General features: G+C 67.8%; 27 protein-coding genes. 10 read left to right on the top strand and 17 right to left on the bottom strand.

The annotated features are described in order from the left end of the window. Window positions 1-90: 90 nt before the first annotated feature. The 3 genes from OB895_RS15055 to OB895_RS15045 are packed head-to-tail and all read left to right on the top strand — an operon-like array spanning window position 91 to window position 1907. Window positions 91-342: a hypothetical protein gene (locus OB895_RS15055; protein WP_042539990.1), complete on the top strand. Its 252-nt coding sequence runs from the start codon at window positions 91-93 to the stop codon at window positions 340-342. Next, window positions 302-1063 carry a histidine phosphatase family protein gene (locus tag OB895_RS15050; protein ID WP_311878035.1) on the top strand — a complete coding sequence of 254 codons (762 nt, stop codon included), beginning with the start codon at window positions 302-304 and terminating at the stop codon, window positions 1061-1063. Before OB895_RS15055 ends, OB895_RS15050 begins: the two co-directional genes overlap by 41 nt. Then, window positions 1047-1907, top strand: coding sequence for an ADP-dependent NAD(P)H-hydrate dehydratase (locus OB895_RS15045; protein ID WP_079113501.1), 861 nt, complete (start codon window positions 1047-1049; stop codon window positions 1905-1907). The genes OB895_RS15050 and OB895_RS15045 overlap by 17 nt, the downstream gene beginning before the upstream one ends. A 45-nt stretch (window positions 1908-1952) precedes the next feature. On the opposite strand, the gene OB895_RS15040 is transcribed toward OB895_RS15045, so the two are convergent. From OB895_RS15040 to OB895_RS15005, 8 genes are all read right to left on the bottom strand, one after another. Next, window positions 1953-3617: an alpha-amylase family protein gene (locus OB895_RS15040; RefSeq protein ID WP_079113502.1), complete on the bottom strand. Its 1665-nt coding sequence runs from the start codon at window positions 3615-3617 to the stop codon at window positions 1953-1955. Then, window positions 3614-4579: a TIGR03885 family FMN-dependent LLM class oxidoreductase gene (locus OB895_RS15035; RefSeq protein WP_311878034.1), complete on the bottom strand. Its 966-nt coding sequence runs from the start codon at window positions 4577-4579 to the stop codon at window positions 3614-3616. Before OB895_RS15035 ends, OB895_RS15040 begins: the two co-directional genes overlap by 4 nt. An 89-nt stretch (window positions 4580-4668) precedes the next feature. Beyond that, window positions 4669-5358, bottom strand: coding sequence for a response regulator transcription factor (locus OB895_RS15030; protein ID WP_311878033.1), 690 nt, complete (start codon window positions 5356-5358; stop codon window positions 4669-4671). Next, window positions 5355-6542, bottom strand: a complete 1188-nt coding sequence (locus OB895_RS15025) for a sensor histidine kinase (RefSeq protein WP_311878031.1) — start codon at window positions 6540-6542, stop codon at window positions 5355-5357. Before OB895_RS15025 ends, OB895_RS15030 begins: the two co-directional genes overlap by 4 nt. Beyond that, window positions 6539-7381, bottom strand: coding sequence for an ABC transporter permease (locus tag OB895_RS15020; RefSeq protein ID WP_311878029.1), 843 nt, complete (start codon window positions 7379-7381; stop codon window positions 6539-6541). The genes OB895_RS15025 and OB895_RS15020 overlap by 4 nt, the downstream gene beginning before the upstream one ends. Next, window positions 7378-8310: an ATP-binding cassette domain-containing protein gene (locus OB895_RS15015; protein ID WP_311878027.1), complete on the bottom strand. Its 933-nt coding sequence runs from the start codon at window positions 8308-8310 to the stop codon at window positions 7378-7380. The genes OB895_RS15020 and OB895_RS15015 overlap by 4 nt, the downstream gene beginning before the upstream one ends. A 183-nt stretch (window positions 8311-8493) precedes the next feature. Then, entirely contained in the window at window positions 8494-8937 is a 444-nt protein-coding gene (locus OB895_RS15010) for a BLUF domain-containing protein (RefSeq protein ID WP_042539972.1), read from the bottom strand. Next, entirely contained in the window at window positions 8934-9152 is a 219-nt protein-coding gene (locus tag OB895_RS15005; protein WP_042539970.1) for a hypothetical protein, read from the bottom strand. Before OB895_RS15005 ends, OB895_RS15010 begins: the two co-directional genes overlap by 4 nt. A 117-nt stretch (window positions 9153-9269) precedes the next feature. On the opposite strand from OB895_RS15005, the gene OB895_RS15000 reads away from it, so the two are divergent. Beyond that, on the top strand, window positions 9270-9710 hold the full coding sequence (locus OB895_RS15000) for a hypothetical protein (protein ID WP_311878023.1): 441 nt from the start codon (window positions 9270-9272) through the stop codon (window positions 9708-9710). A 38-nt stretch (window positions 9711-9748) separates the two neighbouring features. After that, a complete protein-coding gene (locus OB895_RS14995) occupies window positions 9749-10066 on the top strand; it encodes an NIPSNAP family protein (protein ID WP_042540138.1) in 318 nt (105 codons plus the stop codon). Between the two features lie 22 nt (window positions 10067-10088). Here OB895_RS14995 and glsA read toward each other — a convergent pair whose 3' ends face one another. Beyond that, window positions 10089-11021 carry a glutaminase A gene (glsA, locus tag OB895_RS14990; RefSeq protein WP_311878021.1) on the bottom strand — a complete coding sequence of 311 codons (933 nt, stop codon included), beginning with the start codon at window positions 11019-11021 and terminating at the stop codon, window positions 10089-10091. Between the two features lie 88 nt (window positions 11022-11109). On the opposite strand from glsA, the gene OB895_RS14985 reads away from it, so the two are divergent. Next, window positions 11110-11613: a hypothetical protein gene (locus OB895_RS14985; protein ID WP_311878019.1), complete on the top strand. Its 504-nt coding sequence runs from the start codon at window positions 11110-11112 to the stop codon at window positions 11611-11613. Window positions 11614-11692: 79 nt separating this feature from the next. On the opposite strand, the gene OB895_RS14980 is transcribed toward OB895_RS14985, so the two are convergent. Further along, window positions 11693-12304, bottom strand: coding sequence for a small multidrug efflux protein (locus OB895_RS14980; protein ID WP_311878017.1), 612 nt, complete (start codon window positions 12302-12304; stop codon window positions 11693-11695). 221 nt (window positions 12305-12525) lie between these two features. Here OB895_RS14980 and OB895_RS14975 point away from each other — a divergent pair, with 221 nt between their 5' ends. Then, window positions 12526-13194 (top strand): GOLPH3/VPS74 family protein, encoded by a 669-nt coding sequence (locus OB895_RS14975; RefSeq protein WP_311878015.1) that lies wholly within the window; start codon window positions 12526-12528, stop codon window positions 13192-13194. A 29-nt stretch (window positions 13195-13223) separates the two neighbouring features. Here the strand turns inward: OB895_RS14975 and OB895_RS14970 are convergent, their stop codons facing one another. Continuing rightward, window positions 13224-13952: a MerR family transcriptional regulator gene (locus OB895_RS14970; RefSeq protein WP_311878013.1), complete on the bottom strand. Its 729-nt coding sequence runs from the start codon at window positions 13950-13952 to the stop codon at window positions 13224-13226. A 199-nt stretch (window positions 13953-14151) separates the two neighbouring features. Between OB895_RS14970 and OB895_RS14965 the strand changes: the two genes are divergently transcribed. Both OB895_RS14965 and OB895_RS14960 read left to right on the top strand, forming a co-directional pair. Beyond that, a complete protein-coding gene (locus OB895_RS14965; RefSeq protein WP_311878012.1) occupies window positions 14152-14694 on the top strand; it encodes a hypothetical protein in 543 nt (180 codons plus the stop codon). Between the two features lie 4 nt (window positions 14695-14698). Next, window positions 14699-15283 carry a TetR/AcrR family transcriptional regulator gene (locus OB895_RS14960; RefSeq protein WP_311878011.1) on the top strand — a complete coding sequence of 195 codons (585 nt, stop codon included), beginning with the start codon at window positions 14699-14701 and terminating at the stop codon, window positions 15281-15283. Between the two features lie 112 nt (window positions 15284-15395). On the opposite strand, the gene OB895_RS14955 is transcribed toward OB895_RS14960, so the two are convergent. Genes OB895_RS14955 through OB895_RS14940 form a run of 4 tightly spaced genes read right to left on the bottom strand, consistent with a single transcriptional unit; the run spans window position 15396 to window position 20751 of the window. Next, window positions 15396-16304 carry a carbohydrate ABC transporter permease gene (locus OB895_RS14955; RefSeq protein ID WP_311878009.1) on the bottom strand — a complete coding sequence of 303 codons (909 nt, stop codon included), beginning with the start codon at window positions 16302-16304 and terminating at the stop codon, window positions 15396-15398. Further along, window positions 16304-17242, bottom strand: coding sequence for a carbohydrate ABC transporter permease (locus tag OB895_RS14950; protein WP_079113516.1), 939 nt, complete (start codon window positions 17240-17242; stop codon window positions 16304-16306). The genes OB895_RS14955 and OB895_RS14950 overlap by 1 nt, the downstream gene beginning before the upstream one ends. Beyond that, window positions 17239-18534 (bottom strand): ABC transporter substrate-binding protein, encoded by a 1296-nt coding sequence (locus OB895_RS14945; RefSeq protein WP_311878007.1) that lies wholly within the window; start codon window positions 18532-18534, stop codon window positions 17239-17241. Before OB895_RS14945 ends, OB895_RS14950 begins: the two co-directional genes overlap by 4 nt. A 36-nt stretch (window positions 18535-18570) precedes the next feature. Then, complete coding sequence (locus OB895_RS14940) at window positions 18571-20751, bottom strand: alpha-galactosidase (RefSeq protein WP_311878006.1); 2181 nt, start codon at window positions 20749-20751, stop codon at window positions 18571-18573. Between the two features lie 110 nt (window positions 20752-20861). Here OB895_RS14940 and OB895_RS14935 point away from each other — a divergent pair, with 110 nt between their 5' ends. Beyond that, window positions 20862-21977: an ROK family transcriptional regulator gene (locus tag OB895_RS14935; protein WP_079114055.1), complete on the top strand. Its 1116-nt coding sequence runs from the start codon at window positions 20862-20864 to the stop codon at window positions 21975-21977. Window positions 21978-22222: 245 nt separating this feature from the next. Here the strand turns inward: OB895_RS14935 and OB895_RS14930 are convergent, their stop codons facing one another. Continuing rightward, on the bottom strand, window positions 22223-24028 hold the full coding sequence (locus tag OB895_RS14930; protein ID WP_079113519.1) for a family 43 glycosylhydrolase: 1806 nt from the start codon (window positions 24026-24028) through the stop codon (window positions 22223-22225). After that, a complete protein-coding gene (locus OB895_RS14925) occupies window positions 24025-24825 on the bottom strand; it encodes an SDR family NAD(P)-dependent oxidoreductase (RefSeq protein ID WP_079113520.1) in 801 nt (266 codons plus the stop codon). Before OB895_RS14925 ends, OB895_RS14930 begins: the two co-directional genes overlap by 4 nt. Window positions 24826-24852: the final 27 nt, after the last annotated feature.

Here is a 24852-nt window from a genome sequence, read left to right as displayed (position 1 = left end):
GAAACCGCTAACCACTGCGCGCCCCGGGCGCAAGGCCCTCTGCACACTCGACCGTCTCGCCTAACGTCGCCCACGAGGGGAAGGAGAACCGTGAGAACTCATATTGAGATCGACGGCAGAAGCTTCGTGCTTCAGGACGATCAGCCCCTGAACGAGATCATGGCTGAGATCGAAGCGGCTGCGTCCTCGCCGCCGGCGTTCGTGACCCTGTCTGCCGAAGGGCGCAGCATCAGCGTGCTCATCCGCGCGACGACACGGGTGGTGATCTCGGTCGAGAAAGACGACCACGTCGAGCCGGACCATGGCCCCTGGAGCCTTCCGTTCGACGATTGGGAGCTGTGACGTGGAAGAGCTGTGGCTGGTCAGGCACGGGGAGAGTGTGGGTAACATCGCCGCGACCGCAGCGGAGGCAGCGCGCGCAGAGATGATCGAGCTCGCGAGCCGAGATGCCGACGTGCCGTTGTCGGAGACAGGTGCAGAACAGTCGCGGGCGCTGTCGGCCGCACTGCACGGCGGCGCCATCTCGCCGCAGGTCGCCTGGTTGTCGCCGTACCTGCGTGCACAGCAGACGTTCGCGCTCAGCATGGAAGACGCCCCGGCCGTCGAGCAGGTGCTCACCGACGAGCGACTGCGCGACAGGGAGCTCGGCATCCTCGATCTGCTGACGCGGTGGGGCGTCGCCGCGCGGCACCCCGAGGAGGCCGTTCGTCGCGCGCGTCTGGGCAAGTACTATCACCGGCCACCCGGTGGCGAGTCCTGGGCCGACGTCGCGCTTCGTCTGCGGTCGTTCCTGCACGACGCACTCGATGCGGATGCGCGAGTGGGACTGGTCGTCGCCCACGATGCTGTCGTCATGCTGCTGATGGCGCTGCTGACCGGGATGGACGAGAAGCGCCTCATGGAGTTCGCGTCCGCGAACACCGTCCTCAATGCCTCCGTGACGCGGCTCCGGTTCGACGGCGAGCAGTGGCGACTCATCGACTTCTCGGATGTGAGCCACCTCGAGCAGCTGGGTGCGGCGGTCACCGTGCACCCAGGGAGCCCCGATGTCCGTCCCGAGTGAGCCGACGACCGTCACGCCGCGCCTCCTGCAGCAGTGGGGACTCCCCGACCCCGGCGACTCGAAGAATTCCCGGGGAACGGCGATGATCATCGGCGGCTCCCCTCTGTCGGCGGGCGCGGTCGTCCTGGCCGCCGAGGCGGCGCTGCGCGTCGGAGCGGGAAAGGTCGCCGTGACGACCGATGCCGCCATCGCCGATGTCGTGCGCATCACCGTGCCCGAAGCAGGGATCTACGAGTCGCCCGCTGCAGACGAGCCGACACCGGATGCCCTGAGCACGGCCTTCGACGGGGCCGATGCGGTCCTGGTCGGGCCGGGGTTGGATGATCCGGAGCATGCCGCCGAGTGGCTGCGGCGGCTGGCAGGCCACGACATCGCCTGCCTCGTCGTCGACGCCTTCGCCGTCGGAGCCGTGAGAGAGGTGCCGCGGTCCGATCTTCCGCGGTCCCTGATCATCAATGCCAACCTCGACGAAGCAGAGCTGCTGCTGGGGCGCCCTGTCGATGACCTCTTCAGCGACCTTCGGCCCCTCGCACGAGAGCTCGATGCCGTGATCCACTGCTACTCCGCGGTCGTCGCGCCGTCGGGTGCGGTGTGGCGCCTCGATGTCGGCGGACCCGGCCTCGGCACCGCCGGTTCGGGAGATGTGGCCGCAGGCACCATCACGGGTTTCGCGGCCCGAGGGCTCGACCCGGAACGCGCTGCGGTGTGGGGGGCCTGGGCACATGCCCGCGCGGGCGACCGGCTGGCCGAGCGGATGGGCCTCGGGTTCCTCGCCCGCGAACTGGCCGGAGAGCTCCCCGCCGTGGTGCTCGAGGTGCAGGGTGCACGCGGCGCCGGCGACTGACGCGACGATCTGCGGCACCCGGGAGCCGACGAGATGGGTCGCCGGTCAGGTCACTCGGCCATCACCGGGACGCGATACGCGAAGCCAGCGGTAGCCGTACGCCGGCACCTCCAGCTCGACCCCGCCCTTTGCGTCGAGTGCCAGGCGTGACGCCTCGAGGAGGTCGACGAGAGTCGTGCCCTCCGGCTCGTCGGACAGCCGGAAGGACGTGGTCACCGGCACCTCTGCGAAGTTGTGGAGGGCGATCATCCGGCCGACGTCCGCCGAGAGCGAGTGCACGAGCAGCGACTCGGCAGGCTGGTCGATGACCTCGAGCGTGCCCCATCCGAGTTCCGGCGAGATCCGGTAGCTCGAGGTGAGAGCGCGGATGAAGTACAGCAGTGAGCCGCGGTCGGCCAGCTGGGCGGCGACGTTCACGTGCTCCGGCGCATACCCGTCGGACGGCGGACGGGCGACGAGCCGGCTGGGCGCGGCATCCGAGAATCCTCCGTTGCGATCGTCGGACCACTGCATCGGAGTCCGCACGGCCTCCCTGCCCGGGATCTCGATGTTCTCGCCCATGCCGATCTCCTCACCGTAGAAGAGCACAGGCGTGCCGGGCAGGGTGAACAGCAGGCTGTAGGCCATGCGGATGCGGCGCGGATCGCCGTCGAGCATCGGCGGGAGGCGCCGGGTGATGCCTCGTCCGAACACCCGCTGCCGCTCGTCGGGCGCGAACGCCTCGAACACCTCGTTCCGCTCGCTGTCACTGAGCTTGTCGAGGGTCAGCTCGTCGTGGTTGCGCAGGAAGTTCGCCCACTGCACCTCAGAGCCGAGCACGGGTCGGGCCCGCAGCGCTTCGATCAGAGGCGCGGGGTCCTTGCGCGCGAACGACAGGTACAGCGACTGCATCCCGACGAAGTCGAACTGCATCGTGAGCTCGTCGCCGTCGTCACCACCGAAGTACTGCACCTGCTCGTCGTAGGGCAGGTTGACCTCGCCGAGCAGGATCGCCTCGCTCGACCGGCGTTGCAGGAACCGGCGGATGTCGCGCAGCAGATCGTGCGGCTCGGGGATGCCGGCGCCCTCGGGGATCTCGAGGAGGAACGGTACGGCATCGACGCGGAACCCCGAGACGCCCAGCTGCAGCCAGAACCCGATGATCTTCGCGATCTCGTCGCGCACGCGGGGATTGGCGATGTTCAGGTCGGGCTGGTGCTCGTAGAAGCTGTGCTGATACCACTGCCCCGACTTCTCGTCCTTGCCCCAGATGCCGTTCGCCTGGCCGGGGAAGACCTCGTTCTTCTGACCCTTCGGAGGCGCGTCGTCGCGCCAGACGTAATAGTCCCGGTAGGGCGAGTCGACGCTGCGCTTGGCGGCGAGGAACCACGGATGCCGGTCGGAGGTGTGGTTGATGACCAGGTCGACGATCACCCGCATCCCCCGATCGCGCGCGGTGCGGATGACCTCGACGAAGTCGCCGTGGGTGCCGAGGCGCGAGTCGACGCCGTAGAAGTCGCTGACGTCGTAGCCGTCGTCACGGTCGGGGCTCGGATAGAACGGCATCAGCCACAGGCAGGTGACGCCGAGCTGCGACAGGTAGTCGATCCGCTGGGCGAGGCCCTGCAGGTCGCCGACCCCGTCTCCGTTCGAGTCGAGGAAGGTCTCGACATCGAGGCAGTAGACGACCGCGGTCTTCCACCAGAGGTCGCTCGTATCGGTGATCTTCACAGTCGCTCCTTGAGTGCGGGGATGAGCTCGGCTTCTGCGGCGGCGAGGAAGTACGACTGCTCGGTGCCGACGTGGTGCAGATACACGCGATCGAATCCGATCTCCGCGAGATCGGCGATGCGGCCGGCCAACGCCGAGGCGTCATGGTCGATCAGCACGGCCTTTCGCAGCTCGTTCCTGTCGAGGCCGGCCACCGCCGCCTCGAAGTCCTCGGGCTGCTCGAGATCCCAGGTCTGCGGGGGCGAGAGCAGACCGTTGGTCCACTGCTCGCGGGCGATGGCGAACGCCGCCTCGTCGCTCTCCGCGAGGCTGAGGTGCACCTGCAGGATGCAGGGGCCAGAGCCCCCGGTGCCTCGGTAGGCGTCGACGACCCGCTGCAGCGCAGCGGGCTCCTGGATCACGGTCGCGAGACCCTGCGCCCACGCGGCTGCCCACTCCGCGGTCTCGGCGCTCACCGCGGTCGCGAACAGGGGCGGTGGTTCGGCCGGCCTGCTCCACACTCGCGCTTCGTGGACACGCACCAGGCCGTCGTGGTCGACCTCTTCGCCCTCGATCAGTCGGCGGATCACGTCGACGCTCTCGCGCAGTCGCTCGTTGCGGACCCGCTTCTCGGGCCAAGGGTCGCCGGTCACGTGCTCGTTGACCGCCTCGCCGCTACCCATCGCCGCCCAGAAGCGACCGGGGAACATCTCCTCGAGAGTCGCGAACGCCTGGGCGATCATCACCGGGTGATAGCGCTGCCCGGGGGCATTGACCATCCCGATCGAGAACTCCGTGCAGGCGAGCGCGGCCGCGATCCAGCTCAGCGCGAAGCCGGACTCGCCCTGGGCTCTGGTCCACGGCGCGAGGTGGTCGGAGCACATGGCTCCGTCGAACCCCGCGCGTTCGGCGCCGATCACCGCGTCGAGAAGCGCGCTCGGTGCGATCTGCTCGTGCGAGGCATGAAAACCGATGAAGACCATGCGCCGAGTCTTGCAACGAACAGGGCTGCACGGCAGTGGTGGACACACCGCAGTGAGTCTGCGAGGATGGGCGGCCCTGCGCGGCGGGGCTATTGGCCGGTGGGCCTGACGATGCCGAGCTCGTACGCCAGGATGACCGCCTGCACACGGTGCGGCAGGTCGAGCTTCATGAGGATGCGGCCGAAGTGCGCCTTGACCGTGGATTCGCTCAGGTGCAGGGCCCTCGCGATCTCGTCGTTCGTGAGGCCGCGGCCGACGTGAACGAAGACGTCGCGTTCGCGGTCGGTCAACACCGAGAGAGCGTGATCCTGAGCCCGAGTGCGGGGAGCCAGGTGCGGCAAGGCGACTTCGATGAGTTTCGAGGTGATCCGCGGAGCGACCACGGCATCGCCCGTCGCGACCGTGCGGATCGCGGCGACGAGTTCGGCCGGCCGAGTGTTCTTGAGCAGGAACCCTGCGGCTCCGGCCTGCAGCGCCCCGAAGGCGAACTCGTCGAGGTCGTAGGTGGTCAGCACGAGCACCCGGGTTCGTGGCAGCCGTGCGGTGAGGTCCCGGGTCGCCTCGATGCCGTCCGTGCCGGGCATGCGCACATCCATCAGGATCACGTCGGGCCCCAGCGCGATCGCGGCGTCGACGGCAGACGCCCCGTCGGAGGCTTCGCCCACGACATGGATGTCGTCCTCGGCCTCGAGCACGAGACGGAGTCCGTAGCGGACCAGCTCCTGATCGTCGGCGATCAGCACCCGGATCCGGGCGGCGTGGGCATCGGGTATCGTCATCGGTTCTCCGTCTGAAGTCGCACGAACACGCGCCAGCCTCCGCCCGGTCGAGGTCCGGCCTCGACGTGCCCGTCATAGAACGCGGCGCGCTCGCGGATGCCGACCAGGCCACGGCCCTGGTCGACGATAGGGAGAGCCGGCGCAGACGTGTCCTCCACGAGGATCGAAAGGTCGTCGTCTGCGATGCTGATCTTCACCACGACCTCCTGCACGTCGCGCGCGTGCCGCATGATGTTCGTCAGCGCCTCCTGCACGATGCGATAGACGGTCAGCCCCACCAGCGCGTCGGCGTCGATGACGCCCGTCTGCTCGAATCGGATCGGCAGACCCGCGCTCCGCGATTCTTCGACCAGAGACGGGATGCGCTCCATGGTCGCCTGCGTCGGCTGACGGTCGACCGAGTCGCCCTCGCCGCGGACCGTCGTCAGCAGGCGACGCATCTCCACGAGAGTCCGGCGTCCGGTCTCGGCGACCTGCCCGATCGCCCGGCGGGACTCCTCTGGTCGAGCGGCGGCGGAGGCCTGCGCGCCGTCGGCGACCGCGACCATCACGGCGAGACTGTGGGCGATCACGTCGTGCATCTCCCGCGCGATCCGCTCGCGTTCGAGCGCGGCAGCGATGTGCGACTCCTGGTCTCGCTCACGGCGCATCTGCTCCGCTCGTTCCACGAGTGCGCGGACCTCGCGCCGCCGGTGGCCGACGTTGAGCCCGACGAGGATGGACATCAGCGAGACCGCGACCACGACGGTGGCGATTCCGAGCCAGTCGAGCGGCCAGGCGTCGAGGTCCACTCGCGGCGCCAGTCCGAGCAGCGGCGGGCCGAGGCGCACGCGCAGCGACAGCACCAGCGCAGCGAGCATGCCCGACGCCACGGCCGCCGCGAACGCCGTCCATGCCTGTCGCGGCCGGAGGTCGACTCCGCACCGGTACAGCGCCGCGACCGCGAGCACCCCTTCGGCGCCTGAACCGCCGGCGAACGACAGCGGGAGAAGGACGAGAACCGCGATGAAGGCCACGAACGGATGCCGACGTGAGACGAGGATCGTCGCGATGCCCGCGACGAACAGCGCCACGAGCGCCCACGCGGGTGTGGTCAGTGACGACTCGAGCGACAGGTAGCCGAGGGCCAGCGAGACCGCCGAGTACGACCCGAGAACCACGAGGTCGGATCGCCGCGGTGTCATACGTCTCTCTTGCGCAGGGCGATCGCGCCTGCAGCGAGCGCGATCGCCGCCCAGAGCGACGCGATCAGCCAGCCGGCACCCACGCTGATGTGACCGCTCCACAGGTCGAGGAACGGACCGCCTTCCGCGCCGACCCGGCTCATCGCATCGCCCGCATTGCCCAGCTGGGCGATGCGCAGAGCGCGGGACAGCAGCCCGTACGGAAGCAGCGACGTCAGCACAGGGAGCAGCAGCGTGGCCAGGAAGACGATGATCGCTCCCGCGGTCGTCGATCGCACGAGTGCCCCGATGCCCACCCCGAACAGTGCGCAGAGCCCGAGATACCCCGCCGAGCTGAGCAGCGCGAGCACGACCCCGGGTGCGGTGAGCGGTGCCGCGAGGCCGAACTGTGCATAGATCGGCGTGGTGAGCGCCCATGCGCTGAACACGGTGACGAGGGCGGTCGCGGTGACGACGGTGAACGCCACGACCGCCTTCGCGCGCAGGACGCGCAACCGGTCGGGCACCGCGACGAACGTGGGCTGAATCGAGCCCGATGCGTATTCGCCGCCGATCAGCATGACTCCGAGGATACCGGTGATGATCTGGCCGAGCACGACGGTCGGCACCGTGACATCGGCCATGGTGCGCTCGATCAGGAGCACCGACGGCGCGCCCGACGACTCGAGCGTCACCCCGAGGAACAGGCTGCCGCCGACCCCGATGAGGAAGATCGCCGCGAGGGCGAGCACGGAGGAGGGCAGGCTGAACAGCTTGATCCACTCCGACCGCAGCAGGTGGGCGAACGCGGGGCGGCGAGTGCGCGCATCCGCTCGTCGGGGACTCGTGGTGAGGGTCATCGTCCGGCTCCTTCGGTGGCGTCATGCGCGGTCGCGCGGTACTCGGTGTCGTGCGCGGTGAGGGCGAGGTAGGCGTCTTCGAGCGAGCCCTCGATGGTGGCGATCTCGTGCAGCACGATGCCTGCGCCGGCCGCGGCACGCGCAACGTCCTCGGCGGCGAGGCCGTCGATCTCGACCGCGCCATCCGTGTGCGCCGTCACGGCGACCTGTGAGCCCGCGAGGGTGCCCATGAGTCGCTCGACCTCTCTGGTCCGCACGCGCACCACGGATCTGGTGGCACCCGCGACCACGTCGTGCAGGGGACCGTCTGCCAGGATCGTCCCTCGGCCGATGACCAGCAGATGGTCGGCCGTCTGGGTCATCTCGCTCATCAGATGAGACGAGAGCAGCACGGTCTTCCCCTCCCCCGCGAGCTGCCGCAGCAGACCGCGGATCCACAGGATGCCGTCGGGGTCGAGGCCGTTCACCGGCTCGTCGAGGATGATCGTCTGCGGGTCTCCCAGCAGAGCCGCAGCGATCCCGAGCCGTTGGTTCATGCCGAGCGAGAATCCGCCGACCCGCCTGTCTGCCACAGCATCCAGTCCTGCGATCTCGATCACCTCACGCACCCGGGCGGCGCCGATGGCGTGGGTGGCCGCTATCGCCAGCAGGTGCTTGTAAGCGGTGCGGCGCCTGTGCGCCGACCGGGCATCGAGCAGCACGCCGACCTCGCGCAGGGGTGAGGGCAGATCCGCATAGGCCCGACCGTTGACCTCCGCGGTGCCCGCGGTCGGCCGGTCCAAGCCGACGATCATCCTCATGGTCGTGGACTTGCCTGCCCCGTTGGGTCCCAGGAACCCGGTGACCGTGCCCGGTTCGACGGTGAAGTCGATGCCGTTCACGGCCACCCTCTCGCCGTAGTGCTTCGTCAGGGACTGAACTCGAATCATGTCGCGCCTTTCGTTCGCCTTCGACGCTACGAACGACGGCGCACGGGCACATCGGGCTGCGGTCCTGACCACGGTGGCGAGGCAGTACCAGGGTCTACATCCCGAGAGAGCCGAGCGGGAGCTCGGTGAGCGCGAGCTGCGGCGAAGCGGGCCGGCGAGCGGCCCGTGCTCACGAGCCCGCGTCTACCGCGCGGCGGACTCCCGCACGCGGAACCACAGGGTGAGCTCCATGATCGCGCGGCCGATCATGTCGTGGTCGCCCACGCGGAGGTCGTCGAAGGAATCGCGATATCCCGACAGCATCTTCGGCTCCGCAGCGACCAGGGACTGATACCCCATGGTCCACTCGGCGAAGCGCCGCTCATGCAGCGGCTCCTCGATCAGCACACGCACGTCCTCGTGACGGGGATCCCGGCCGATGATCTCCATCAGGCTCTCCACGTCCGACCTGGCACCCTCGAGGATCTGGACGAACTCGCCGCCCCGGTAGAGCAGCATGCCGGTGATGTCACGAGCGCTGTTACGGGCCCGGCTCACCGCGAGCAGGTCGGCGAGCTCCTGCTCGCTGAACGGGTGCGTCGCGCTGCTGCAGTAGACGAGCGAGACGAGTGCGTGCTCGGCGGTCATCCGGCATCCTCTCCCCGAGTGGTCACCGCGGCCATCGCGCGGTGGTGGTCTGCATAGTCGCCGATGGAACGCGAGACCGCGTCGAAAGCACGCCACATGCCATCCGCCTGACGGTCGACGTAGCCGAGGAAGGAGCCGTCCCGGCTGCCCACGTAGAAGCCGTCGGCCACGCTCGCCCACAGGGGTCGAGAGGCGAGCGGCGATTGATCACCCATGCCTTCAGCGTACCTTCGCGTTCAGGGGCGGGGTCGGCGCGGGATCATCCTCGAGATGTATGCCGCTACCTCGCTCGCCCGATGTCGACGCCGCTCGGGTCGACCAGTGTGGAACACATGAACGCACGAACGGCCCTCGCCTCCTCCGCCCTGATCGTCGTGGGGCTGATCTCTCTCACCGGATGCTCCGCCTACGACAGCATCGTCCACAAGCAGGCCACATCGACCTTCGACGACGTCGAGGCCTTCGACGACGGGGCCGAGGTCGAGGCCGGCTGGATCCCGGCCGACGCCACCGAGATCACCGTGCGCACGTCGACCATCGAGGACGCCGCGGACGCCGTCGTTCTGCTCTCCAGCGGATCCGCGCTCGGCGACGACTGCACCGAGGTGGAACGGAGTTCGGCGCCGGCCTGGGTGCTCGACGACGCTCCCGATCCGTACACGGCGAAGACCGTCTTCGCGTGCGGCGACTGGAGCGTCATGAGCACTGACGGCGGATGGTTCGGCTGGACCCCGAACTCCGACGAGGAACGGAACGTCGCGGATGCGGGCTGAGAGCGAGACGACGTTCACCCTCTGAGAGGATGAACGACATGATCACCGTTCACCTGCGCTACGAGATCGACCCCGACAAACTCGACGACTTCACCGAGTACGGGCGCGCATGGATCCGACTGGTGGCCAAGCACGGAGGAACCCACCACGGCTACTTCCTGCCGAGCGAAGGCGACAGCGACGAGGCGTTCGCGCTGTTCACCTTCCCGTCCCTGGCTGAGTACGAGATCTACCGGACGGCCTCGAAGAGCGACCCCGAGTGCATCGAGGCGTTCGAGCTGGCGCGGAGAACGCAGTGCATCCGCCGCTACGAACGTCGCTTCCTCAGCCCCGTCTTCTCCCCCGACGCAGACTGAGACACCGGCGGGGGCTCGATCCTCAGTTCGCCGACGTCCCGAACGCGTGCAGGTCGAGCTCGACGCTCAGCGCGTCGCATGCCGCTCTTCCACGCACGCTCGTGCCGAGCTCGTCCAGAGGAGGGCTGACGACGGCGGCGCCGAGGCGTCCGGGCGCCGAGAGCACGATCGCACCCGACACGCTCGACTTCGCCGGGATGCCGACCTCGCGCATCCACCGCCCGGAACCGTCGTACACGCCGCAGGTCGCCATGACAGAGACGACGTCGCGAGCCACGCTCTGCGAGACGACGCGTTCCCCCGACACCGGATTCACCCCGCCACAGGCGAGGGTCGCACCCATGACGGCCAGCGCCTCCGCGTCGACGAGCACGGCGCACGCCCGCGCGTAGACGGCGACGGCATCGTCGGCGCTGACATGCAGCGTTCCCTCTGCCCGCATGAGGTGGGCGAGCGCGTGGTTGCGGTCGCCGAGCAGATGCTCGTTCCGCGCGACGCTCTCGTCGACCTCGAGCCGGCGTCCGGCGAAGGCCGACAGCCCTCGAAGGATCCGCTCGCCGCGCTCGTCCACGGTCACGCCGTCGACGAGCGATGCCGTGAGCAGCGCACCGGCATTGACCATCGGGTTCGGCGGCCGGCCGGTCCCGCTCTCGAGCTTGATCGCGTCGAAGGCCTCCCCTGTCGGTTCGATGCCCACGAGGTCGAGCGCTTCACCCTCGGTGTCGAGCAGCGCCAGAGCGAAGAGGAACGGCTTGACCGCCGACTGAACACTGAACGGGACCGATGACTGAGCACTGGTGCGGATCGTGCCGTCCGGCAGCACCAGCGCCAGAGCACACAGATCGGCGTCCGCGTCGGCCAGCTCGGGGATGCTGTCATCCACCGCTCCGCCCTGCTCCTGCATGACCCGCTGCCGCAGATCGTCGAGGTCGTAGCTTCGCGCGTCTGGTCTCATCCGTCCACAGTGACACGTGTCGTGTGAAAAGAGGGGATCGGCCGACGGGGTTGACGTGTCGCCCGTCGGGATGAGCAAGACTGTGCCTATGCGCTCCACGCGACTCGCACCTCTCCTGGCTCTGCCTCTCGCCCTCGCCACAGTGGCCGGATGCTCCCCGAGCGCCCCCACCGACGTCGAGCCGCCGAAGTTCGACCAGAGCATGAACGAGGTGAGAGACACTTCGAATGACGTCGTCGACAAGCTCGTGGACGCGTTCCCCGCGGGCGAGCGCTACGCGGAGGCTGACGCGAACGCGTACCCGTGCCAGGGCGAAGACGACGGCATCGGGCGGTGGATATGGGCGCTCGGTATCCCCAGCACCGACATCGAGGGGACGATCTCCGAACTGCAGGATGAATACGGCGACGCGGTGACCTCCACCGGCACGTCCTCGCAGGACGTCGAATACTCCGACGGCGCCACCTGGCCGGTGACGGGCGGGCACACGCTCATCGAGGACGAGACCGGCTCGTACCTGCTGAGCTACCCGATGGGAGCAGGTGGCACGGTCATGCTCCGAGTCGAGACCGCCTGCGGCGTCCTCCGCTGACGGTGGACGACTGATCAGGCGATCTCGAGGTCCGTCATCTCCAGGACGACGCCGCATGCTCTCGGGCAGGAGCGCCGCCTCACCAGCCCAGCAGGGCGAGGAGTCCCGTGGCAGCGGCCGCGACAGCTCCCGTCCACAGCACGATCGCGATGATCTGCCACAGGATGACCCATTCCTTGCGCACGCCGGATGCGACGAAGAAGGCCGCGGTGAGCATCGTCGGAAGAGCGATCGGTGCCAGGATGCTGGCGCCGGGGACACCGAACCTGACCAGCCAGCGCCGCAGCTTCGCGCGCCCCTTCCCGCGCCGCGTCGTGTCATCGTCGTCGGCTGTCGCTGAGCCGGAGACCCCGCCTGCGTCGGATGCCGTGGCGGTCGCCACCGTCGACGTGACATGCGCCGAGCCACCGACCGCTGAGGGCGAGGCCGCAGCCGATCGCGCCGCGCGGCGCGCGACGACCCCGCCGCGGATCCGCGATCCGAGCAGCACGACCGCGATCACGCAGAGCACATTGCCCGTGATGGCGGCGAGCGCAGCGACGATCGGGTTGATTCCGGCGATGATGCCGAACGCGGCGGCGCCCTCGCCCTCGATGTACGGGATGGCGGCGACGAGCGCGACCATGATCGGCTGCAGGATCTCGGGGACCTGGTTGATGAAGTCCTGCAACCAGGGATAGGGGTTGTCCATCGGTCATATCTCTCTCTGTCGGATGCCGCGGACGGTGCGTACCGCGGATGTCTGAAGGCAGTCAAGACCGTGTGCCCGGGACAGGGTCAAGCGTGAGCTCTCCGATCGCCGACCCGCTTGACCCTGTGGTCGGAACACCGTCTTGACTATGCGTCTACAGGCGCTCGTGACGACCGTGACGACAGGTCGCGGCCGCGATGCCGAGGACCCGAGGAGCACCCATGTCGGAAGAACCCCTGATCGTCGAAGACACCCTGCTCCTGCTCTTCCAACCCGATTCGGGCACCATCGCCGGCGAGAACATCCTCTTCTACGTGCTCGGCGGCGCCGTGCTGGCCGACCTCGCGCTCGCCGGTCGGGTCGAAGCCGAGGAGCACGGACTGTTCACCCGGGTGCGCGCGGTCGGCGAAGGCGACGCGCCCGACCCGCTTCTCGCATCGGCGCTGACGTCGCTGTCGAAGAAGGCTCAGGACGTGCAGGCCGTTCTCGCCGGCATCGGTCCCCAGCTGCGCGGCCCGGTGCTCGACCGTGTCGTCGCGCGCGGTGATCTGAACCGCGCGGAAGGCAAGGTCCTCGGACTCTTCCCGACGACGAAGCTCACACTCGCCGGCGAACGCCGCTCCGACCTCATCCGCAGAGTGCGAGCCGCGCTCATCGACGGCGACGATCCGGACCCCCGCACCGCGGCGAGCATCGCCCTCCTGTCGGCGAGCGGCACGCTCTCCCAGTTCCACGCGGAGATCCCCTGGGGCAGCGATGTCTACACGAGGGCGAAGCGGCTCGAGGACGGCGACTGGGGTGCCGCAGCGGCATCGAGCGCGGTGGTGCGCACAATGAACGCCGTCATCATGAACACCGTGATCGCGGCGACGGTGCTGCCGCGTCTGTGAATCGAGAGCGCCCGGAGTCGTGCTCCCGCTCAGCCGGCGGCGATCGTCGCCAGCGCGATCACATGCGCTCGGGCGATCACATCGAGCTGCGCGGGGTTGTAGAGCGCGGCGACCGACTCCGCGACCGCCTCCCAGGTCATCTGCGGGCGCCCTCGGTGATGCGCCAGAGGATCCTGCAGCCACGGATAGGTCGTCAGATCATGAGCGAGCCCGACCGCATATCTCTCCGCCATGCGGATCCGCGTCTGCTCGTCGGCATCCGGTGGCAGCGCATCGAAATCGGCGCGCACGTCGGCCGGATCGGATTCGAGCATCACCCGGAGATCCCGCATGGCCTCGTCATCGTAAACCTGGGAGTAGATGAGCATCAGCGACCGTTCGGTCTCGGTGAGGCGTGCGGTGAGGTTCTCGAAGCCCCGAGGCAGATCCGTCGTCGTCGCGCCGTCGATGATCGTGCGGATCTCCACCCGAGCCTGCTGCAGCCGCTCGATCGTGACGGCGAGCTCGGCGTCGATGTCTTCCAACGCCGCGAGGGCACGATCGTCCCCGGCGGAGACGCGATCGATCTGATCGAGGGGAACCCCGAGTTCGCGCAGACGACGGATGCGGAGCAGCTGTACGAGGTGACTCACCTCATAGCTCTTGTACCCGTTCGACGACCTGCTCGGCTGCTCGAGCAGGCCCACCTGGTGATAGTGCCGCACGGTGTTCACCGTGGTTCCGGCGAGGTCAGCGACCTCTCTCGTGCTCCACGCCATGAAGGGTCCCTTTCCTGCGCGGCCGTCTTCTGACTCATTCTGGCTCGCGGCGACGCCTGGGGCGACGCCTTCCTCCGTCGAGTGCATGTCGTAGTAGAAACCCTGTGGTCGCCACACACTCAAGTAGCGCGGCGTCCGCACGTCAGGTGGTAGCACAGTCGTGCTAACATAATCGAACCGTCGACCGAGAGGACCGTCCATGATCCTTGTGGCGATCATCGCGTGCGAGGTGGGCTTCTGGGTCGCGATCGGAGCCGGCCTCATCGCCCGCTACGCCTTCGACCGCCCCCGACTCGGCAGGATGCTGCTGCTCGCGGCGCCGGTCATCGACCTGGTTCTGCTGGCGCTCGTCGCCCTCGATCTCATGAGCGGCGGAACGGCCTCGTGGCACCACGGCCTGGCCGCTCTCTACATCGGCATCTCGGTCGCGTACGGCCACCGGATGGTCGCGTGGGCGGATGCGAAGTTCGCCTCGCGCTTTCGTGGGGCGGCGCCTCGACCGCGCCTGTCCGGCTCTGCGTACACGATCGCCTGCTGGAAGGACGTCGCGCGCACGATGCTGGCCGCCGCGATCGCAGCGGGGCTCCTCGGGGGCCTCATCGCTCTCGTCGGCGACGCGGCTCGCACCGCCGAACTGCTCGGATTCTTCCCGATCCTCGGCATGATCGTGGCGATAGATCTGCTGTGGGCCGTCAGCTACTCGATCTGGCCCAAGCGATCGCCCGCCACTGCACGAGAATGAGGTCATGCCCCGCCTCATCGACCACGACGACCGCAACGACGAGATCGGGGCGGCGGCGTTCCGCGTGCTGGTGCGCGATGGCATCGCCGGCTTGTCGGTGCGCAAGGTCGCGGAGGAGGCGGAGATCGCCACGGCGTCGCTCCGACGCGCGTTCCCGACGCAGGACGCCCTTCGCCGCTTCTGCTTCGACCGCATCCACCAGTCCGTCGCGGCCCGACTGCGCGCCGTGACGGGCGACGGTCGCGAGAGAGCGATGCAGTGGATGCGGGAACTGCTCCCCCTCGACGACACACGACGCACAGAGCTCGTCGTGCAGCTGCAGCTGAGCCGGCTCGCCCTCACCGACGAGAGCCTGAGGGAAAGCGCGGCCGACCTTCACGACGGCGTCGGCCGAGTGTGCTCATCAGTGCTGCGACAGCTCTCAGAGTCGGGAGTGACAGACCCGACTCTCGATCCCGATCTCGAGACGGCACGACTGCACGCCTTGCTCGACGGGCTTGCGCTCCACCTGCTGTGGAACACCTCCGACGACCCCGCCGGTCAGGCCGACCGGGTGCTGCAGCGACACATCGACACCCTCGCGGCCTGAGCCCCCGCGACGACCGAACTCCCAGACTGCGGATACCCGCGTGCATGGCCCTGTCTGAGGTGACCTCTCCGCCCCGTCACTCGGCGCAGTGCGGCATATCTCCCGATCACACCTACTTGATGGATCCCCGGGTGACCCCGGAGATGACCCACCGCTGCGAGAAGATGTAGACGATCAGCAGCGGTGCCATCGCCATCAGGTATGAGGCCAAGGCGGTCGTGTAGTCCGTGTTGTACTGGCCCTGGAACACGTACTGCGCCAGCGGGATCGTGCGCGCACCGGGGTCGGTGAGGACGACGAGCGGCATGATGAAGTCGTTCCATGCCCAGACGCAGGTGAGGATGCCGACGGTGGCGTTCATGGGCGTGAGCAGCGGGAACACGATCTGCCAGAACACCCGCCACGTGGATGCTCCATCGACGCGCGCCGCCTCCTCGAGCTCGATCGGGATGGAGCGGATGTAGGCGCTGTAGATGAAGACGTTCAGCGAGATGCCGAAGATCGTGTAGAGCACGATCATGCCGACCTGGTTGTCCAGACCGAGGAGCGACGTCTGCTTGACCAGGGGCAGCATGATGATCGGGAACGGGATGAACAGCGCGGCGAGGAAGTAGAAGAACACCCCCTTGAAGAACGGTCGGTGGCTGTTGCGGGCGAGCGCGTACGCCACCACCGAGCTGGTCAGCAGGGTGAAGACGACCGCTCCGACGGTGATCAGCGCCGTGTTGAGCAGCGCCTGCGGGAACGCGGTCCGCGCCCACGCGTCGGCGAAGTTCTCCCAGCGGATCGGGTTCGGCCATTCGAACCCGTTGCCGGCGGCGAGCTGCTCTGGCGTCTTCAGTGCGACGGCGACCGCGAGGTAGAGCGGGATGAGCACGGTCAGCGAGCAGACGGCGATGAGCGCGGTCGCCCACCAGTTCGTCTTGCGGGTGTCGTCGTTCTCGGAGGCGCGCCTGGCGCGCCATCCGGGGCGAGGTGCCGTCGCCTCGGCTTCGGCGAGGATCGTGGTTGCGGTGGTCATCAGATATCGGCCTCTCTGCGCTGAAGGACCCGGAACTGCAGGAGCGAGACGATCGTGATCACGATGAAGAAGATCACGGCGTTCGCGGTCTGGTAGGCGAACTCTCCGCCGGAGAATCCGCCGCGGAAGACGAGCAGGGTGACCGATTCGGTCGACGTGCCCGGCCCTCCGTTCGTAAGGGCGACGATCGGGTCGAAGACCTGCAGGAAGCCCTTGAGGCTCAGCACGACGTTGATCGTGAAGAACGCGCTGATGAGCGGGAAGGTGATGGATCCGAACTGCCGCCATGAGGATGCACCGTCGAGAGATGCGGCTTCGTACAACTCGCTCGGGATCGTCTGCAGACCGGAGAGGTAGATGATGATCGAGAACGCGCAGGCCTGCCAGACCGCCAGTGCGACGATCGCCGTCCACGCCCAATCGGGGTTGGTGAGGATGTTGTCGCGGAACAGCGGGATGCCGGACAGGATCTTCGGCAGCGAGTTCGAGAACAGGAACTGGAACACGTAACCGATCACGAGGATCGCGAGCACGTACGGTACGAAGTAGACGCCGCGCCAGAAGTTCCGTGCGCGGATCTTGGCATTGAGCCCCATGGCGATCGAGAGCGAGATCACGTTCGTGAGGATCGTGGCGACGATGGCGAACAGGAACGAGAACCCGTAGGCCTTCAGGACTCTGTCGTCCTTGAAGAGGTTGAGGTAGTTCGAGATGCCGACGAAGTTCCAGTCGCCGTAGCCGGCGTAGTTCGTGAAGCTGAAGAAGATGCCCACGATGACGGGGATGGTGTGGAACGCGGCGAAGGCGATGACGGCGGGCCAGACCATCCAGTAATAGGCGGGCAGCGCGCGGGAGCTCGCGGTGCGGACCCGGCGCGCTCGCTTCGTGCCCTCGGGCCCCGGTGTCGTGGCGCGCACAGCGCTGGTCAGGGTGCTCATTCTTCGTCTCCCGTCACGGGGATGGTGCGGGCGGCGACTTTGCGCCACTCGCTGTCGAGGGTCGACAGCGCCGCATCCGCGTCGCCGTCGAACAGGAACTGCTGCACGATCGCGACCAGCGGGATGCTCGGCGGCACCTGATGATCGATGAAGCCGGTGATCTTCCCCTCGTCGAAGAAGGGCTTGACCGACTGCAGCGCAGGGTCGTCGCTCAGCTCGGCGCCCTCCACCGACGGGATCATGTTCTGAGAAGCGGCGAACTCCTCGATCACTCCGACGTCGAACAGGTACTCGATGAAGCGGAGCGCCTCCTCGCGATGAGGTGTGTCCTTCGCCATGGTCACGACGACGTCGACACCGGAGACCAGCAGACGATCATCAGGATCGTCCGCCGCCGGGTAGGGGAAGATCGCCGCCTTGATGTCGGGGTTGATGGCCTTGACGGGGTTCAGCGCCCAGATGCCCTGCAGCAGCATGGCGGACTCGCCGCGGGCGAAGGCCGCGTTGCCGTCGTCGTAGGTGCGGCCGCGGTATCCCTCCTGCATGTACGAGAAGAGCTCTGCCTGCTGAGCCATCACCTCGGGGAAGTCCTTCTCGAACGAGACGGCCGAATCGGCGCCGACATCCTCACCCTCCGCGCGAAGGTCGTCGAAGAAGCCGCCTTGCGAGGCGTACGCCCCCAGAGCGTTCCATGACGGCATGCCGGTCCACGAGTCCGCGAGGGTGCCGTAGAACGGGGTGATCCCCGCAGCCTCGAGGGCCTCGCACACCGCGATGAACTCGTCCCACGTCTCGGGGACCTCGAGCCCCTGCTCCTCGAAGATGTCCTGGTTGTAGATGACGCCGTTGGCGTTGTTGACGTAACCGAGTCCGTTCACCTCGTCCTGCTTGGTGCCGAGATCTGCGAGGATCTCCTGCACCGCGGGGTTGATGGTCTCGAGAACCGGCTCATCGGAGAAGTCGTAGAACACCCCGGCTTGAGCGAGGTCCCCGAATCCCCCGTTCGCGTTCAGGGTGATGACGTCTGGCGCCTTGTCCTTGACGAGCAGCGTGCGGATGAGGGTCTCGGAGTCCGCGACCTGATTCTGCACGACGCGGATATCGGGATTCTCGGCCTCGAAGTCCGCGATGATCGCGTTGAAGTCCTCTAGTGCCTCCCCCTTGAACTGAAAGAAGCTGAGGGTGGTGACGCCGTCGTCCGGCGACGACGCGCATCCCCCCAGCGCCACCACGGCGCCGAGTGCAGCCGCCATGGCGACCGCCCTGGCTGTCTGCCGATGTCTGATTCTCATGTGTGCGCCTCCTTGCGCGGGAAAACTGCTCGGTTGTCAGTGCTGTGAAACGATCTCGACGACGGTCGCCTGCTGCGGGAACTGCACGGGCGGGCGGACGCCGATGCTCCCGAGCTCGTGGCCGGTCATCGTCACGGGCTCTTCGGCCCACGCGAGCGGCGACTGCGCAGGGTCGTGCGCGGGACGCGAGAGGATGCGGAGTGCGTATGAGCGGGCAGGGTCGAGCCCCGGGAACCGGACGCGCCCCGCCGGGTAGGCGGCGCTCGTCGCGACCTGCGTGATGGTGAACACCGCGTGCGCGGCATCCTCGGCGACGATCCCGCGCACGTCGATGCCCGGCTCGACACCGTCGACGTGGACGACGGTGCCGTCGGCGATCAGCGGACGCAGCCGCTTGGCGAGGGCGATCCAGGCGGCGACACGACCCCGGGTCTCCTCGTCGGCAGAGGTGAGGTCCCACTCGACACCGAAGTGTCCGAGCAGGGCGACAGCGGCGCTCAGCTCGAGCGAGACCGTGCGACCCGACGAATGCACGACCGGGCTCGTGAGGTGCATGCCCATCATCTCGGGCGGCACGACGAGGCCGGTGTAGCGCTGGTTCTCGAGCCGCTCGATCGGGTCGAGGCTGTCGCTGGTCCAGATGCGGTCGGTGCGGTCGAGGATGCCGAGGTCGACTCGAGCACCGCCCGATGCGCAGCTCTCGATCTCGAGATCGGGGTGGGCCGCCTTCAGCTCATCGAGCAGTCGGTAGAGCGCGAGGGTGTGTTCGCGCACCCGCGGGGATCCGCCGGGGCCGCTGCCCGCATCGACGAGATCCCGGTTGTGATCCCACTTGAGGTAGGCGATCGGGTACTCGCCCAGGAGGGCGAGAAGCCGATCGGCGATGTGTCGGTACGCGTCGGGATTCGCGAGGTCCAGCACCTGCTGCTGCCGTGCGGACGGCGGCAGCGACGACCGGCCTCGAAGGATCCAGTCGGGATGCGCGCGGGCGAGGTCGCTGTCGGGGTTCACCATCTCGGGCTCCACCCAGAGCCCGAACTCCATGCCGAGCCCTGTGACCTTGCGGACGAGAGGATGCAGACCCTCGGGCCAGACCTCGGCATCCACCTCCCAATCGCCGAGCCCTCGGGTGTCGTCGCGTCGCCCCGTGAACCACCCGTCGTCGAGCACGAACCGCTCGATCCCGACGGCCACTGCCGTATCGGCGAGCGCAGCCAGGCGGTCGAAGTCGTGGTCGAAATAGACGGCCTCCCACGTGTTGAGAGTGATCGGACGCGCACGGCGCGGATGCTGGGGACGGTCGCGCCACTCGGAATGGAAGCGCTGCGCCAGCTGGTTGAGACCGTCGCCCCACGAGCCGATGACCCAGGGCGACGATACGGACGCTCCGGGGGCGATCACGACCTCACCGGGGGCGAACAGCTCACCGCCGGCGAGGAAGGCATCGCCCGTCACGACCCGCTCGGCGAGCACGCGGTGGTTTCCGCTCCACGCGACGTGGATGCCGTGCACCCGACCGGACTCGAACCCGAACCCGGGCCGCCCCGCGGCCAGCAGCACCGTCGCGTCCGCCCCCGGACGCCCCCTCCGGCTCTCGCGCAGGTGGGTGCCGAGAGTGAAGACGTGCCGCTGAGCGCTGCGCTCGCGAAGATGGTGACCGGTCGTGTCGAGCAGTTCCGTGGCATCCCCCGGGGTGGGGAAGGCGAGCTGCAGAGCATCGAGGGAATAGCCGCCGTCGCCGGTGTTGCTCACGGTCATGCGCTGATGGAGAAGCCCTGCGACGCCGACTTCGACGTCCCACCGAAGGCGGATCCCCGCTTCCGCATCCTGCAGCTCGACGGCGGCCGCGTGGTGATCGACGCGCACCTCGACGACTTCGGGCTTGATGCTGAAGCCGACTCCCCCACGGTGCCCCTCGATGGTGGGCGTTCCCAGCCAGCCCGAGGCCTCGGTGGCGACCGCGCTGAGACGTGCCGTGCGGTCGAGACCGCCCGACACCCGCTGCGGACGCGCGGCGACGGCGAGGCTGCGCAGCGTCTCCGGAGTCGAGTCGGCGAGCTCCTCACCCCAGTGGACGATGACGGGCACCTCTTCGGACTCGAGGTCGATGACGACACTCGTCCCGCCGCGGTGAAGGTGGATCACGCGATCGCGGGTGGCCGGGGACTCGAGATCATCCATCACGCTCTCCTGCAGAGCCTCATTGCTGAAATGCATGGATTAGTTCTATCACGAAAATAACTATGAGCCAAGACCCGATTTCGACCCCTCGATTCCCGAGAGGAAGCCCGTTTTACTGCCACAATGGAAACAACGAGGAGGTGATCATGCTCACAGAGAGCGAGAACGCGCTCGCCGAAGCGGTCCTGATCCACGGTCCGATCTCGCGCTCGGCCCTGACGAGTCGACTCGGACTCTCGGCAGCGAGCCTGACCCGACTGGCGAAGCCGTTCCTCGACACCGGGCTGCTCATCGAGCTCGACGACGTCGTCGACGGCTCCGTCGGCCGACCGACCAGGCCTCTCGACATCGCCCCCGACCGGGGATTCTTCGTCGGTATCAAGCTGACCGGCGACACCTTGCACGCGGCTCTCACCGACGTCCGCGCCGCTCTCGTCGACTCCTCCACACGCCCCCTCACCGCTTCCGACCCGTCGAGCGTGGTCACGGACATCCGCGCGGCGATCGACGACTTCGACGGCGACATCCGCGGTATCGGCGTGAGCCTCGGCGGCTCCGTCGACGACGGCGTCGTCGAGTTCGCGCCGTTCCTCGACTGGCACGACGTGCCGTTCGCGGCGATGCTCGCCGAAGCGACCGGACTGCCCGTCACCGTCGAGAACGACCTCGTCGCGCTCGCCGAGGCCGAGAGGTGGTTCGGAATGGGCCGCGGCCTGCCCGGATTCTCAGTGATCACCATCGGTGAGGGCATCGGATACGCGGTCGTCGCTCACAACGAGGTCGTGCGCACGCGCGAAGTCGGCGCGGGTCTCGGCGGACACATCCCGCTCGCAGCCAACGGGCCCCTCTGCGACCGAGGACACCGCGGGTGCGCACAGGCGATGCTCACGTCGGGATCGATCACCGCTCAGGTCTCCGGTGCCCTGCGACGCGCGGTCGACTACGAGGAGTTCCTGGCGCTCACCGCAGACGGAGACCCCGCAGCGACTGCGGTGGCGGATGCAGCAGGCGAAGCGCTCGGCCGATTCATCGCCCTCGCAGCGAACCTGACGATGCAGCCCGCCACGGTTCTCGCCGGCGATGGCATCGGTCTGTTCTCGGTCGCTGAACCCGCCATCCGACGCGCGATCGCCGCCGACCGCGACCCGCTCGCGGATCCCATCGAGCTCTATATCGACGAGCCCGGGTTCACCGCCTGGGCGCGCGGAGCCGCCGCGGTGGCGATCCAATCGGCGATCGCGACCCTCTCACTGGCACGCTGACCCGAGATCGCTGCCTCGTCATCGGATCAACGATGATCATCGCCCGCCCTCGTCGACACCGGCGAGCGGCTGCCGTCGTTCTCGGGCGCGGTGCGCAGCATGCCTTGCAGCGAACCACGCGAAGGTCCGCTCCCACGACGCGTCACGCACGGAGATGAGAGAACACGATCCTCTTGGGGTTGGTCACACCGACCATGAAACCCTGGCCGATGGTTTTGAGCGGGGATTCTCAAACGCGACCGTGCTCACACACGAGGAGGAACCTCGAATGCGCGGCCGGGAGTGACTCCGTTCTCATTGAAGGAGTCGACGCTCACCCACACGGTCTCCCCGTCGTTCAGCGACGGGAGGCGCAGGTGGTTCTGCTCGTAGACGAGCCAGCTGTGGTACAGGCGGTCAGGCGCGTGGCCATAGCGGATGTTGTAGCCGTGCGCTCCGTCGACGGGAGGCCAGTCCAGTTCCGCGGTCGTCCCATCGGTGCGCACGGCACGGGGCGTCGTCTCAGCGGGAGGCTCGCCGACTCCGACGCCGAAGACCCTGATGCCGCTCACCGCGAACGGGCCGTCGAACGGAACCCGATCCGCCCGCACCCTGATGAGTCGATACTCCGCAGGGGCGTCGAGCAGGATCAGGGCATGCGGGCGCTCCCGCTCGTCGTCACGCGAGTCGTGGAGCGTGACCCACTCCTGGCCGTCGATTGACCCCTCGACGGTGAACTGCGCCGCCGTATGGTCCGCATGGATGCCGCGCCACGTGTGCCCCTGATCCTTTCCCTCGACGATCAGGTCTTCGGGCGCGTAGTCGGCGAGCTCGTGATCGGCGAGGTTGACCTGGATGGCGTGCACCCGATGCCCGCCGTCCATCTCGATCTCGATCCAGTGCCCGCGGCCCGGTCCGTCGGATGCCCACCAGTCACGGATGTTCTCGTTCACGGCAAGGCCCGGCAGGTGGCCTTCCGCCGACGACGACGCGCGCGCACCGGCTCTGTAGGAGAGCAGCATCCATTCCGGCGCGATCCGTTCCCGCGCATCCACCGGACCGGCGGGCACGGCGCAGGGATAGTCTCCGAAGTTCTGGTTGCAGTAGAGGACTCCGTCTTCATCGAATCCTGCGGGGAAGAGTCCCACCCGCCGTTCGTAGACGTCATTGATGCTGATGCGCATGGTGGCGGTGTGCCACCAGTTGCCGTACTCGTCCTGCACAGTGCTCCCGTGCCCGGCCCCGGTGATGAAGCCGCCGGGCTTGGAGGAGAAGGGATTCGTCGGCGAATAGGTGAACGGCCCCAGCGGATGCGCACCCGTGAAGTAGCCGTCGGCATACGTGTTCCACTCCGTTCCCGGGGCGGCGTACTGCAGGTAGTACGTGTCATCCACGCGCGTCATCCACGCGCCCTCCAGATAGGGTTTGCCGTTGGAGAACGACGCGACGAGCTTCTCTCGCTCGGTGACCGGCTCGGGAACGACATAGTCCTCCCCCGTCTTCTCCCAGCCGCGGGTCGTGGTGTCCGTGGTGATGAGATCGACCGGCTGCCCGATGGGCGTGAAGGTGGAGTCCATCTCCACCCCGCGGATCGGGTCGTCACTGCTGCAGCCCCAGTAGAAGTACACCCGGTCATCGAGGTCCTGGAACACGTGCGGGTCCCAGAACTCGAACGTCCCCGGAGTGATCTCCTCGAAATCGTCGGCCAACGGATCCACACTGCGGAAGAACGGGGAGTTCGTCTTCCGGGATGCACTGATGATGAGGGCGTCGTCGACGACCCTGACGTCCGGAGCGTAATCGTACGGGGGGATCTTGTCCGTCGCGACGTACTGCCAGTCGAGGAGGTCATCCGAGTGCCAGAACCCCCGCGACATCGAGACGAAGAGGTAGTACCGACCGCGGTATCGAACGAGCGACGGATCAGCACCCTCCCTGTGCACGCTACGTCGCGGTTCTCCGATGGTGAGGCCGCGCACGACACCTGTGAATCTGACGTCCTGATAGCGGTATTCGAGGTCGAGCGGGTTGCAGTAGATCCGGCGGGTCGAGGGCGACGTCGTCGAGGTCATGACAGCAGGGCTCCCATCTGCTTCGCGATCATCGTCGTCGCGAGCTTGGGGTTGAGGCGCGAGAGGCGATCCATGGTGGCCGCGTCCGAGCCGATCGTCGCGCGGAAGCGGTTCTTGACGATGGCGTCGACGATCACGCGTCCGGCCTCCTGCGGCGTGGTCGTCTTGTACGAGCTGTTCTCTGCCGACGCGTCACCTCCCAGATCGACACCCGAATTCGCCGCGATGCCGGTGCTGATCGCTCCGGGGAAGATCACGGTGACGTGCACGTTCGTGTCGAGGAGCTCGGCGTACAGCGCCTCGGTGAGCAGCTTCACCGCCGCCTTCGACGCTCCGTAGACCGCCTGGCCGGGCACGGGAGCGTAGGAACCCATGCTCGCGACGTTCAGCAGGGAGGCTTCCGGGCGGATGAGCAGGTGCGGGAGAAACGCCTTGCACACGTTCATCACGCCCCAGAAGTTCACGTTCATGACCTTCTCGATCTCGGAGAAGGGCAGATCGTTGACCTTGACGAACTTCTGGATGACACCGGCGATGTTCGCGACTCCGTCGACCTGACCGTGCGCGGCGATCACCGCGCCGGGCAGCGCGTCGATCGCATCCCGGTCGGTGATGTTCACGACGTGCGCGGTGAAACGGCCACCGGCCCCCGCGAGGCGGGCCGTCTCGTCGAGACCGACCTCATTGAGGTCGACGCCGGCGACGGAGCCCCCCTGGGCGAGCAGTCTGAACGTGACCTCGCGTCCGATGCCGTTCCCTGCGCCGGTGACGACGAAGACCTTGCCTGAGATGTCCATGGGTTCCTTCTGGGTGGGTGGGTCGCG

Origin of the sequence: Microbacterium forte, assembly GCF_031885415.1 — a bacterium.
GTDB classification, from domain to species: Bacteria; Actinomycetota; Actinomycetes; order Actinomycetales; family Microbacteriaceae; genus Microbacterium; species Microbacterium forte.
The sequence above is the reverse complement of the archived record's forward strand: the minus strand, read 5'-3'. Positions and strand labels throughout refer to the sequence as shown.

Coding starts and splice junctions, on each gene's coding strand:
- OB895_RS15050 (WP_311878035.1), top strand. CDS start 302: ATGGCCCCTGGAGCCTTCCGTTCGACGATTGGGAGCTGTGACGTGGAA.
- OB895_RS15045 (WP_079113501.1), top strand. CDS start 1,047: ATGTCCGTCCCGAGTGAGCCGACGACCGTCACGCCGCGCCTCCTGCAG.
- OB895_RS15035 (WP_311878034.1), bottom strand. CDS start 4,579: ATGGTCTTCATCGGTTTTCATGCCTCGCACGAGCAGATCGCACCGAGC.
- OB895_RS15030 (WP_311878033.1), bottom strand. CDS start 5,358: ATGACGATACCCGATGCCCACGCCGCCCGGATCCGGGTGCTGATCGCC.
- OB895_RS15025 (WP_311878031.1), bottom strand. CDS start 6,542: ATGACACCGCGGCGATCCGACCTCGTGGTTCTCGGGTCGTACTCGGCG.
- OB895_RS15020 (WP_311878029.1), bottom strand. CDS start 7,381: ATGACCCTCACCACGAGTCCCCGACGAGCGGATGCGCGCACTCGCCGC.
- OB895_RS15015 (WP_311878027.1), bottom strand. CDS start 8,310: ATGATTCGAGTTCAGTCCCTGACGAAGCACTACGGCGAGAGGGTGGCC.
- OB895_RS15010 (WP_042539972.1), bottom strand. CDS start 8,937: ATGACCGCCGAGCACGCACTCGTCTCGCTCGTCTACTGCAGCAGCGCG.
- OB895_RS15005 (WP_042539970.1), bottom strand. CDS start 9,152: ATGGGTGATCAATCGCCGCTCGCCTCTCGACCCCTGTGGGCGAGCGTG.
- OB895_RS15000 (WP_311878023.1), top strand. CDS start 9,270: ATGAACGCACGAACGGCCCTCGCCTCCTCCGCCCTGATCGTCGTGGGG.
- OB895_RS14995 (WP_042540138.1), top strand. CDS start 9,749: ATGATCACCGTTCACCTGCGCTACGAGATCGACCCCGACAAACTCGAC.
- glsA (WP_311878021.1), bottom strand. CDS start 11,021: ATGAGACCAGACGCGCGAAGCTACGACCTCGACGATCTGCGGCAGCGG.
- OB895_RS14985 (WP_311878019.1), top strand. CDS start 11,110: ATGCGCTCCACGCGACTCGCACCTCTCCTGGCTCTGCCTCTCGCCCTC.
- OB895_RS14980 (WP_311878017.1), bottom strand. CDS start 12,304: ATGGACAACCCCTATCCCTGGTTGCAGGACTTCATCAACCAGGTCCCC.
- OB895_RS14975 (WP_311878015.1), top strand. CDS start 12,526: ATGTCGGAAGAACCCCTGATCGTCGAAGACACCCTGCTCCTGCTCTTC.
- OB895_RS14970 (WP_311878013.1), bottom strand. CDS start 13,952: ATGGCGTGGAGCACGAGAGAGGTCGCTGACCTCGCCGGAACCACGGTG.
- OB895_RS14965 (WP_311878012.1), top strand. CDS start 14,152: ATGATCCTTGTGGCGATCATCGCGTGCGAGGTGGGCTTCTGGGTCGCG.
- OB895_RS14960 (WP_311878011.1), top strand. CDS start 14,699: ATGCCCCGCCTCATCGACCACGACGACCGCAACGACGAGATCGGGGCG.
- OB895_RS14955 (WP_311878009.1), bottom strand. CDS start 16,304: ATGACCACCGCAACCACGATCCTCGCCGAAGCCGAGGCGACGGCACCT.
- OB895_RS14950 (WP_079113516.1), bottom strand. CDS start 17,242: ATGAGCACCCTGACCAGCGCTGTGCGCGCCACGACACCGGGGCCCGAG.
- OB895_RS14945 (WP_311878007.1), bottom strand. CDS start 18,534: ATGAGAATCAGACATCGGCAGACAGCCAGGGCGGTCGCCATGGCGGCT.
- OB895_RS14940 (WP_311878006.1), bottom strand. CDS start 20,751: ATGCATTTCAGCAATGAGGCTCTGCAGGAGAGCGTGATGGATGATCTC.
- OB895_RS14935 (WP_079114055.1), top strand. CDS start 20,862: ATGCTCACAGAGAGCGAGAACGCGCTCGCCGAAGCGGTCCTGATCCAC.
- OB895_RS14930 (WP_079113519.1), bottom strand. CDS start 24,028: ATGACCTCGACGACGTCGCCCTCGACCCGCCGGATCTACTGCAACCCG.
- OB895_RS14925 (WP_079113520.1), bottom strand. CDS start 24,825: ATGGACATCTCAGGCAAGGTCTTCGTCGTCACCGGCGCAGGGAACGGC.